The sequence below is a fragment of the Streptomyces sp. DH24 genome (genome assembly GCF_029813775.1).
GTDB lineage: Bacteria > Actinomycetota > Actinomycetes > Streptomycetales > Streptomycetaceae > Streptomyces.
Window position 1 is genome coordinate 1 of sequence record NZ_JARVKW010000079.1, and the last position, 9,928, is coordinate 9,928.

The 9,928-nt window shown below is 66.5% G+C and carries 7 protein-coding genes and 2 pseudogenes; 2 read left to right on the forward strand and 7 right to left on the reverse strand.

The genetic code is table 11. From position 1 onward, the window contains the following. The first annotated feature begins 163 nt into the window (after positions 1 to 163). Positions 164 to 346, forward strand: a complete 183-nt coding sequence (locus tag QC282_RS31710; RefSeq protein WP_279553051.1) for a hypothetical protein — start codon at positions 164 to 166, stop codon at positions 344 to 346. Positions 347 to 487: 141 nt separating this feature from the next. On the opposite strand, the gene QC282_RS31715 is transcribed toward QC282_RS31710, so the two are convergent. The 5 genes from QC282_RS31715 to QC282_RS31735 all read right to left on the reverse strand — a co-directional run bounded on the left by QC282_RS31715 (position 488) and on the right by QC282_RS31735 (position 7,703). Continuing rightward, positions 488 to 889, reverse strand: coding sequence for a hypothetical protein (locus QC282_RS31715; RefSeq protein WP_279553052.1), 402 nt, complete (start codon positions 887 to 889; stop codon positions 488 to 490). A gap of 80 nt (positions 890 to 969) precedes the next feature. Continuing rightward, positions 970 to 4,704, reverse strand: a complete 3,735-nt coding sequence (locus tag QC282_RS31720) for an SGNH/GDSL hydrolase family protein (RefSeq protein WP_279553053.1) — start codon at positions 4,702 to 4,704, stop codon at positions 970 to 972. Positions 4,705 to 5,214: 510 nt separating this feature from the next. After that, a complete protein-coding gene (locus QC282_RS31725) occupies positions 5,215 to 5,889 on the reverse strand; it encodes a peptidase inhibitor family I36 protein (RefSeq protein WP_279553054.1) in 675 nt (224 codons plus the stop codon). A gap of 180 nt (positions 5,890 to 6,069) precedes the next feature. Next, complete coding sequence (locus QC282_RS31730; RefSeq protein ID WP_279553055.1) at positions 6,070 to 7,071, reverse strand: CU044_5270 family protein; 1,002 nt, start codon at positions 7,069 to 7,071, stop codon at positions 6,070 to 6,072. Then, complete coding sequence (locus QC282_RS31735) at positions 7,068 to 7,703, reverse strand: RNA polymerase sigma factor (protein ID WP_279553056.1); 636 nt, start codon at positions 7,701 to 7,703, stop codon at positions 7,068 to 7,070. Before QC282_RS31735 ends, QC282_RS31730 begins: the two co-directional genes overlap by 4 nt. Positions 7,704 to 8,061: 358 nt before the next feature. Between QC282_RS31735 and QC282_RS31740 the strand changes: the two genes are divergently transcribed. Further along, positions 8,062 to 8,283 (forward strand): hypothetical protein, encoded by a 222-nt coding sequence (locus QC282_RS31740; RefSeq protein ID WP_279553057.1) that lies wholly within the window; start codon positions 8,062 to 8,064, stop codon positions 8,281 to 8,283. A gap of 601 nt (positions 8,284 to 8,884) precedes the next feature. On the opposite strand, the pseudogene QC282_RS31745 reads toward QC282_RS31740, so the two are convergent. Both QC282_RS31745 and QC282_RS31750 read right to left on the reverse strand, forming a co-directional pair. Continuing rightward, a pseudogene (locus QC282_RS31745) lies at positions 8,885 to 9,778 on the reverse strand (replicative DNA helicase); the annotation flags it as partial. Positions 9,779 to 9,816: 38 nt separating this feature from the next. After that, positions 9,817 to 9,928, reverse strand: a pseudogene (locus QC282_RS31750) (IS5/IS1182 family transposase); the annotation flags it as partial.

The window sequence follows — 9,928 nt, forward strand, 5'->3', positions numbered from 1 at the left end:
AGACCCCTGACAGGTCGCCGACCTGCGCATCAAGATTGATGTACTCCATCGACCTTCGCCCCCACTCATGACTTTCCACTGGCCGACGAATCGTCGCACAGACTCACCAAATGAGATGCCGTCTTAAGCAGTTGTGGTGCGAGCGTCTGCGCAGGGGCCTCGCGTGCCATTGCACGGCCAGAACGGACGGCTGAAAAAGGGGAACGCCGCCTGGACGGTTCGGCACTACCAGTCGATCACCAGGGAGGAGTACGCGCACGCCGACTACGACTTCGCCGTCACCTGCGCCAACGCCGCCGCCGGCCTCCATCTCACCCGCCCGGTCCGAAGGCAGACCTCCGCGTGAGCGACCTGACCCTCTTCACTGACACCACCCCCGCCCGCTGCCGCCAGCGCCGCGGCGGCCGGGGTGAGCACCGAGGATCCTCTGTTCCTCCTGGGGGCCATCAAACCAGTGGGTAATCCGGTCTGCTTCGCAGTGCTTGGATCAGATGGTGTCGCACTTTTTCAGCGGAGTCGTTCTTGCCTGTGGTATGCCCTCGGCCCTCTTCTGGAGCGCGATGGAGTAGCAGCGGTAAGCCCGGGAGTGCGATACGCCGAACATGCTCGTGTCCTCATACTCTCCGAAGAACTGGACGGTGGTGGTCAGTGAGCCTTCCGACCGCGCGTAAGAGAAGAGCCTGCCGTTGTGCCGCTCGGCGATGCCGCGTACGGCTTCCCGACTGGGAAAGCCGTTCGGGGCCGCCGCCACGTCGCGTGCGTACGAGCGGGCCAGGGCTGCTGTCTGGTCCAGGGCTTCTGCCTTGTTTCGCTCGTTCGTGCGTTCCTGGCGGTAGTGCATGATCATGAGGACCGCAGCCGCGGTCAGGACTGTGACGATGGGCACCATGATGGCGGCGAGACACCCTGGGGATGGCACCGTGGCGCGGCTCTGCCGCGTCACGGTGCCATGATTGGACATGCCCCTGTTCACCGGTTCTGCCGAGTGGCAGCTGACAGGGGGCCAGCTGTCATGAATGCCTGTGCGTAGGCGCTCGTTCCGGTCTGGTTCGGGTGGTAGCTCTCGCGGCTGAGGCAGGTGTCCCCGGTGAACCACCAGCAGAGCTGCGTGTTCTGGTCGCCGTGGTGGAAGTCGCCGTCACCGTTCGGCCCTGCCACGATCCCGTTGATGCCTTCCGGTGAATCGCAGATCCGCTTGCCCTCGAACGCCGCCTGCGGGGACCGGTACCGGACATTGGATGCACTCATGGAGAGCGCGAGCTCGCGCTGTTTGCTCTCGAAGTACACAGCCATGTCGTTCAGGATGACACGCTGGGAGGCACTGACCAAGGTTGAGCAGGCCTGAGTGCGGCTGAAGAGCAAGGGATAGCCCATCAGCGAGATGGTCGCGTTCGGCGCGAGTGCATGGATCTGTTCCAGCACGGTGCGGGTCTCGGCTACGGCGTTGTCGATGTCTGCCTTCATCGAGGCCTCAGAGGGGCACCCCTCCATGACGCACGTCTGGATTTTGTTGTCGAAGCGCGCGTCGTTGCCACCGATGGTCAGCATGACCAGGGTGGTGTCTTCGCTGAGCGCTCCGGAGTCGATCTGGGTCTTCTCGTGGAAGTTTCCGTCGAGTCCCCAGGCGCTGGGGTTGCCTTGGGTCATTTGGAAAGTCTTGGCTCCGGAGCATGCGGTGAACTGGAAGCCCAGCGCAGGATCGAAGCTGTCGGCGAGCGCGGCGATGCTCTTCGTCTGGCCTGGAAGAGTCACCTTGCGGGGCCATGCGTTCGGGCTGCGCCGGCAGGCGTTCCAGTCGCTGTCTCCGTGGTCTCTGTCGGATTCGGGTGAGTAGGCTGCGGCGCCTTCGCCGGAGGTGTAGGAGTCGCCCATGGCGACGACCATGTGCTGCGGCTTGGCCGAAAGCGGCTGGAAGGCGACCGCGTCCCAGGCGACGTCTTCGTCCGCGGTGCCGTCGTCCGTGGTGTTGGTCAGCACCACTTGTGGTGTACCGGCGAAGCGGTAGACACCCAGCTCGACCCAGGTGTTCTTGCTGAAGTGGGTGTTGACGTAGCGGTGGCGGTCGCCGCCAGCGACTCCCTTGATCACGTAGCGGGCCTGCTGGGTATGTGCTCCGGTGTCCGGCATGTGCGCGAAGACGCGGGCCCATGCGACGCTACGCCCCAGCGTCCAGGTGCCGTCGATGGTCATCCGGGCACCAGGGCCGCCGAGATGAGCAGTGTCGCGGGTGTGTGTGTACCAGAAGTGGCCGCCGTGGCCGCCGCCGATCTGGTGTAGGTCTCCTTTGGCCTCGTACGGGCCCAGGCTCGGCCCGGTCGCCTCTGGATTGGGGTGGAATGTGAACTGGAAGGTGCCGGCGTCGGTGCCAGAGGATCCGCAGGCGCTGTAGGTGTCAGTGCTGTCGGGGACGGACTCCACGATCAGTGCTCCGGCCGGGGCCGCGCCGCAGGCCGGCGTGCCGTACTTCAGCCGGTAGCCGCGGCCCGGCTCTGCGCGCAGCGTGACGTACTTGATGCTCTCATTGCCGCAGTCGGTGGAGCAGTTTGGCTTCCACGTCACGTTCGAGCCGCGCCACCAGTACTTCTCGTAGCACGCGGCGTCGGGGCAGTCCGGTGGAGTGGCGGCGTTGCAGTTGTTGGTGGTGTTGCAGAACGCGTCCAGTGGTGGCTTGACCCGGTCACGCTGGGCCGGGTTGATCCACCAGGCGGGGCGGAAGCCAGCGCTGGAGAATCCGGACTCGCCGGGCCAGTCCTGTCGTCCGTCGCTGGAGTAGGAGTAGCCGGTGTCCATGGACCAGGCGGCCCAGCCCATCACCTTCTCCTGGTAGGGCCAGTTCTGGGGCTTGGCGGCGTCACGCGGGTCGGTCATGAACGGGTGCCGGGAGGGCGGGTAGAAGGGGTTGGCCGGGTTGTTGTACCAGCCCAGTCCCCACGGCGTGCCGTCACCCTTGTTCTCGTTGAAACCGAGATTGTAGTTCCAGAGCGCGGCGAACCAGTTCTCCGGCTTCGACGGGTCGTCGTTGTTGACGGTGATGGTCTGCCCGGCGGTGTGCACCTGATTCCACTTGTCCGCGAGGATGTACATCGACGCGGCGATGTTGACCGCGTAGTCCAGGGCCACGGCCTTCTGCTTCGTCGGGGACAGGGACGTTTCTCCAGGCTTTTCGAAGCCGGCGAGGCGCATGCCGTCGGTGACCTGGCCGACGCCGTAGCCGCAGTCCGACTGGGCCCAGTTGATCCTCCAGTACGCCTCGGACGTCTCTCCCTTGTGCCCGTAGAACCCGGCGATTGCCGCTTGCGGGTTGCCCATCTGGCCCGGGATGGCGCCGCCTTCGGCCTGCCACAGGTTCGATTCCTGGGCGAGCACGCCCAGCAGCACTTGGGCGGGGATTCGCCCGCCGCCCTTCAGAGCAGGGGCCGGGAAGAGCCCTTGCGGGTCGACGGTGGCCAGGCCCAGCTGGGAGCGCCAGCCTCCCTGTGTGATCCAGTTGGAGCGCAGCTCGCCGCGGATTGCCATGTTGACGGCCCACTCGACCTGATTGGGGGTCGGCTGGAGGGCGAGCGCCTTGATGTCGTTGCGGGGGATGGAGCACCACCGGTCCGTGTCGACCGGATTGTGGGGGTCGGCCGCCGCCTGTGCCGCCAGCCTGCTCTTCTGGGGTGTCCGCCCGCTCTTCCCGGCTGTGGTGAGGGCCGGAGAGAAGGACTCCTTGCCTGTGCCGCTGGTGATGTCGGCAACCGTTTGGGTGATCTTCTCTCCGGTTGCCGTCGCGACACTGGTGATGGTGGGCGCCGCGGGGTTCCCGTCCGTGGGGTCCTGAGTCGGTGCCCGGGGCGAGGGTTCGTCCCTGGTGAAGCCCTTGCCCGCGTTCCCGATCCGGTCCAGGCCCGCACGCACGCCGGCCATGAGCACGGGGTCGACGGCCAGTCGGCCGTGGCTGGACACATCCGCGTCCGCCCGAACGTCCAGGCGCGACACTGCGGTGCCTGCGAGCTTCGCGTCCGTCGTGTTTCCGGTGAGGAATGCCCGGCCTTCACTGCCCTGTTCGAGGGCCAGGTCTCCGAGCTTGCCCGAAGCGAGCGTCGACGGTGTGCCCCGGCCGTTCCACAGCTTGGCAAGGGCCGTGCTGCCGTTGCGGTCGAGGAAGACGATTCCCGTGCGGGTGGGGCGGATGTCGAACGGCACACCCTTTGCGGCAGCCAGCCTCCGGATGTTTCTGTTCCTGGGGTCGACGTGCACCAGCTGACGGCCGTGTGCGGCGACGAGACCGTCCTTCGTGGGGACGGCGGAGGTGATCTGACCGGTGACAGTGGTATCGGTCGTCGTTTTGCCGCTGGTGTCGACGGTGATGAGCCGGGTCTTGCTGTCACGGAACGCGGTGAACGCGGCCGTCCGGGTCTCGGGGTTGCATGACGGGTCGAAGTAGGCCAGCGAGCCGGTGAAGGGCAGTTTCCTCACCTGGCCCGACTTCAGGTCGACGACCGCGGTGAACGCCCCACCCTGCATCAGATCCGGCTTGTTCGTGAACGTGCGCGGCGCATACACGACCGCAGCATGGTCACGGTCGATGACGCAGGAATTGCCGATCCACGAGTCCGCCGGCATGCCTGGCTCCGCCAGGGTGGCGACGGTCCGCCACTGGTAGGCGTCCTTGCTGTCCGCTACGAGGACCTTCAGGCCTCCGCGGTCCGCTGCGGTGGTCACAGCCCGGTCTGCTGAGGTCTTCCAGTTCTTCCCGAGCCTGTGACCAGGATCCGGCACACGGGTCGGCGGCTCGGACGACGGGTTGGCGGAGGGCTTCGGTGACGGTTTCGATTCGGGTGGGCTGGTATTGGCGACCGCTGGCGCTACATGTACGAGCCCGGTCAGGACCACGGTGGCCGCCAAGCCAGCGATCCCGGCACGAGCTAATCTCTGGACTCTCAACTACCTACTCCAAGAGTGGGGTTGCAGGACGCAAGAAGGTGAACCAACGCGCGGTCTCCGCAGAGCTGAGAGGCTGCGGCGGTCGGCTTGAAAGTGATGTAGTGCATCGGGGAGGACTGCCCGCGCGCACCGGAAGGTCGGCTACGGCGGTGGCACCGTCGGCCTCAGGAAACGGGAACGCTGAGGCCGACCAGCAGTGTGGGACCGCAGCTTGCAGCAACCCGGGCCCTTACCTCTCAGACACCTCGAGCATGGCGTGCGAGCGCAAGGCAACTTCGCCTCGGCTAGTTACATGGTGATGTAATCGACCTTGTCGTTGAAGGTGCCACCGGTCGGGTAGCTGGCGGAGGAGAACTTGTAGCAGTAGCCGGCCCCCAAGGTCATGTACGGGTCGGGCAGGCCCGTACGGGCGTCGTAGGCCAGCACACCGCCCTGATAGCGGGTCACGCAGCCCGAACTGGCCTTGTCCCGGAAGTCCCAGTCCCCGAGCTGCTTCGTCCCGCTGGTGGACCACTGGAGCCGACGGCCTGTGAAGTCCGAGTGCTCCCAGAGGCAGACCCATCCCTGGTAGCAGTCGGTGTAGGCCATGGGACCGAACTCGCCACTGGCCTTCGCTGACACCACGCCGCTGCTGGTACCTCTCGCTACGGTGGGAGCGATTTCAGCCAGCGCCTGGTCCGCTTCCTCGGCAGTGTCGAAGCAGTAGATTTCACCGCTCGGCACTTCGGAACATGCCTGCGCCCCTTGCCACCCGTCGGCCAGGTTCATCTTTTTGCCCTTGTAGGTGGCGATCACCGGCTTGGCCTCGGCGAGCTGCTGCTGCAGGGCAGCTTCCTGCGCCGGAGTGGCGAGCGCGACCTCGGGTATGGCGGTGGGCTCCGGTGCTGCGGTCGCGGTCGTCGCGCTCGCGGCTAAGGCGCAGAGGGCGGCAACGAACGGGACGAGGAGGCGTACACGGCGCATTCTGTTACTCCTGTGATGGTTGTGTGTCGGTGCATCACAGGGATCCCACAACATGCTTCGGAATTTGAGGGAGAGTGTGATCGAGGATGTCGGATTCTCGATCACAACCGTCCGGATGTTTGACCTTGCATACTCGCTGTCATCGGTGTACAGCGCTGTGTTTCGGAGTCTTTCGGTCCGCTAGGGAGTTCGCCCAGCCTCGTCGACGATGCCGCTGTTGGTGATGGCGACGGAGGTGACGACGCTGCCGGCCTTGCCCCAGGCGTTGTCCTCCACGAGGACTGTGCGCTCGCCCAGCAGTCGAGCCGTGCTCTTGTCGAAGATCCACTCAGTGCGTTCACCCTCGTGTGTTCGGGCGACTGCGACCCCCTTCCGGCCTGCCGCGTCGACGACATCGGGGACGACGTCGACTCCAGGAATAAGCGCAGCAGCCCGGTAGAGGGACGCAGCGGTATCGGAGGGAGTCACCCCGCTACGTAGCAGGTCACCGATCGTTACGAAGGCTTCCTGGTCCGGACCCGTCGTGGAGTCGGAACCGGCTCCGTGATTCTTTTGGGCGTCGTCGCGGATCTGCTTCAGCAGGGCCTCAGGATCAGTCGGCAAGGCAGCCAGGAAGTCGTAGGTCGGCGCGTTCAGACTGCCTCGGCCGGGAGTTTCCGGCAGCAGCTTGTTACTGCCGCCCTTGCGCTGCAGAGTCCGCTCACTGCCGTCGACCGAGGTCCACTGCTCCATGGCCGCGCTTTCGCGCAGGAGTTGCATATCGCCGGACTTGGTCTCGGACAGAGCCGACGTGTGGCCAACCGTCTTGACGTACGAGTACTGGCCGGTGCGTACCTTCGTCTGCGGCGTCGTAGCGGCAGCCAGCGCCGCTCTCTCCAGCAGTTCGACCGACGCCGCCGAAGCCGGTGGCGTATTCAGCGGAGCGTCAGACGAGCCGAAGTCGAGAGTGAGAACGACGACGGCCGCTCCAGCGGCCATTGCCGCGCCCACCGCCAGCCTCCAGCGCCGTCTCGACCGCGGCGCCCTACGGGGAGAGCAAGATCGCGTCTGCCGGTCGATCTCGGCCAGGAAGTGTTCACGGCGGGCTTCCACTCGCCCGGCCGGCGGCTCCGGATAGGGAGCCGGGGGCAGCATCCGGCTCGCCTGCTCACGCTCGGACTGTTCGCGCTGTTCCAGACTCATCGTGCACTCCTCTTGCGGGACGGGCGGGCTGCGGCCCTCTCTTTCTGCGATATGTGTCCGCCGTCAGTCCGCGGTTCCACACCATCTGGTGCAAGCTCCTCCTCGACAAGCCGGCGCAGCTTCTCTCTCGCCCGAGAGAGCCGGGAACGTACGGTGCCTACCGGAACCCCTAACGCCTCAGCGGCCGCGGCATACCCCAGATCTGACCAGACGACCAGAGCGAAGACCTCGCGCTCAGCCCTCTTCAGACGTTGCACTGCTCGGGCTGCGGCAGCCAGCCGCTCAGCGTCAGCCATCTGACCAACGAGTTCGTCCGAAAAGTCGGGCAACGCTTCCGGCGGCGGCAGACGGGACATCGCCTCCCGGTGCCGACGTGCCGCCCGGGCGATGTTGCGCATCACGTTGGTCGCGATGCCCAACAACCATGCCCGGACGCTTCTGACTTCCTCGCGCAGCTTGTCGCGCAGCCGCCAGGCCTCCAGAAAGGTAAGGGACATGACGTCCTCAGCGAGGGCCCAGTCACCCGTCGTCCTGACCGCATGGGCATAGACGACGCGCGCATGCTCGTCGAAGATCTCGGCGAACGCCCCCCGATCGCCAGACCGGACACGTTCATGCAATAGGAATTCCACAGCAACAAGTGTCCACACAACTGCATCGGTTCCACTTCTTCAAACGCCGCGACGGAGCCAGAGGGGGAGCGACCTCCAGTACAGCGTCCTTGCAGGCACAGCCGAGTCCCTGACGCGGTGATGTGGCACCGCCGCCTCCATGCCAGAGCTGATCCCGCGCTCTTGAGCCGCCGTGCCCTCGCGTGGCCTGGGTCAGTGCATGAAGGCGATGCGACTTCATGGATTGCGCCCGCTCGGGCCCGGGTGCGCCGTACGGTCTTTCCACGGATGGCGACCAGGCGGTGACGCCGGGTCAGGTGCGGGAGGGGGGCCGGGGATGGTCAAGGCCTGTACGTACCCGTTGTGGCGGGAGCTCGCGATGAGCGAAGACCTCCCCAAGGAAGCGCTCAAGACGGTGATCGGGGCCTTGTGCGCCCCGGCGGCGACGCCGCATGGCTTCGATGCCCAGGCCGACCGGTGGCGGGAGGAAGCCCTCAAGACCGCGATGCCCGCGCTGCTGGCCCGGACCTCTGCCAAGCGGCTGAGGAGCCAGCTTCTAGGTGCACGCCGACGAGAAGACGCTGGCTGCCCTGGCAGCTGACGGGACCGTGACCGCCGCCGACGTGCCGCCATTCTGCGGCACGGCCGGGCTAATCTCCGCTCTGGCGCGGCACCCAGGCCAGGTCGAGGCGGCCATCGCGCTCCTGCCCCGCCTGCCTGACCACGAGGTGGAACAGGTCGTCCGGGACTGGGATCCCGACCGCTACACCCGCATCAAGGACGCTGCGCCAGCCCCGTCCGTGCCGCCGGAACTGTTCGACGCCGTCCTGGAAGACGGCCTCACCCCGCTCGCCGCGTACCTGCTTCACCCGGAGCCCGAAGAAGGCTGGGAGGCCATGTCCGCGTTCCCGAAGGACTGGTCGCTGGAGCTGGGCGGCCGCGCCGGCTGGGCGATGCTGGCCCGCTGCCCCCGGCGGTGGGCGCAGCTCACCACGCACCCCGTGTTCGGGGCGGCTGTTCAGCACCTGCTGCTGGACCAGGCCGAGACGCAGGCCCTCAAGGACGCCCGGCTCCGCGCCGCCGACCCCAATAGCGAGGAACTCCCCGCCGACCCGGCGCCCGCCCTCAGCGAGGATCTGCGGCGAAGCCGGCAGGCTGGTTGCAGACACGAAACACGCGATCTGGGAACCGCTAGGTCAGGACTATGTCTGGGCCATGTCGACGAAGCGGGGGTAGTGGCCCTGGAAGGCGACTGTGATGGTCGCGGTGGGTCCGTGGCGGTGCTTGGCGATGATGAGGTCGGCCTCGCCGACTCGGGGCGAATCCTTCTCGTAGGCGTCTTCGCGGTGGAGGAGGATCACTACGTCGGCGTTGTCCTCGAGGGCGCCTGAGTCTCGGAGGTCGTTGATCATCGGCTTCTTGTCGGTGCGCTGCTCGGGGCTGCGGTTGAGGGTGGAGATCGCGACGATCGGCAAGCGGAGTTCCTTGGCCAGGAGCTTCAGGCAGCGGGCGATCTCGGAGATCTCCTCGTAGCGGGAGCCGAGCGGTCGGGTGCCGTAGGTGAGCAGGTGAACGGCGTCGACGACGATGAGCTGTACGCCTGCCCGGGCCTGCAGGTAGCGGCAGTGGGCGCGAAGGTCGTGGACGTTGGAGTAGGCGCCGTCCTGGATGTAGATCGGGGCTGCGCTGACGTCGGGCGAGGCGGGTCCAGTCCTCGTCGGTCATGGTGCCGGAGCGCATGCGGTGCAGTGCGACGCGGGCTCCGGCCAGCAGGCGCATGCCGATTTCGTTGCGGTCGGCCTCGAGCGAGAACACGGCGCTGGGCAGGGCGTGTTTGATGCTGGCGCAGCGGACGAAGTCAAGGGCGAGGGTTGACTTGCCCATGGCGGGGCGGGCGGCGATGACGATGAGCTGGCCGGGGTGAAGTCCGCCGGTGGGGGAGTAGAGGTCGGTGAAGCCGGTGGGTACCCCGGGAGAGTTGCCTTGCGGCCGCCGGTCGCCTCGATCCAGTCGAGGGTGTCCTCCATGACATCGCCGAGCGGGCTGGCCGGCGGAAGCAGGGGGCGCCGGATGGTGGCAGCGAAGATCTCCGCCTGTGGATACTGACATACCGACAGTCCACTTAGACGTCATCTCATTTGGTGAGCCTGCGGTAGCAGATGAGGGTGCAGGCGATGCTGGTGAAGGCGAGGAAGTGGTCTGCTTTGCGTTCGTAGCGCCGGTGGAGGCGGCGGCAGCCGGCGAGC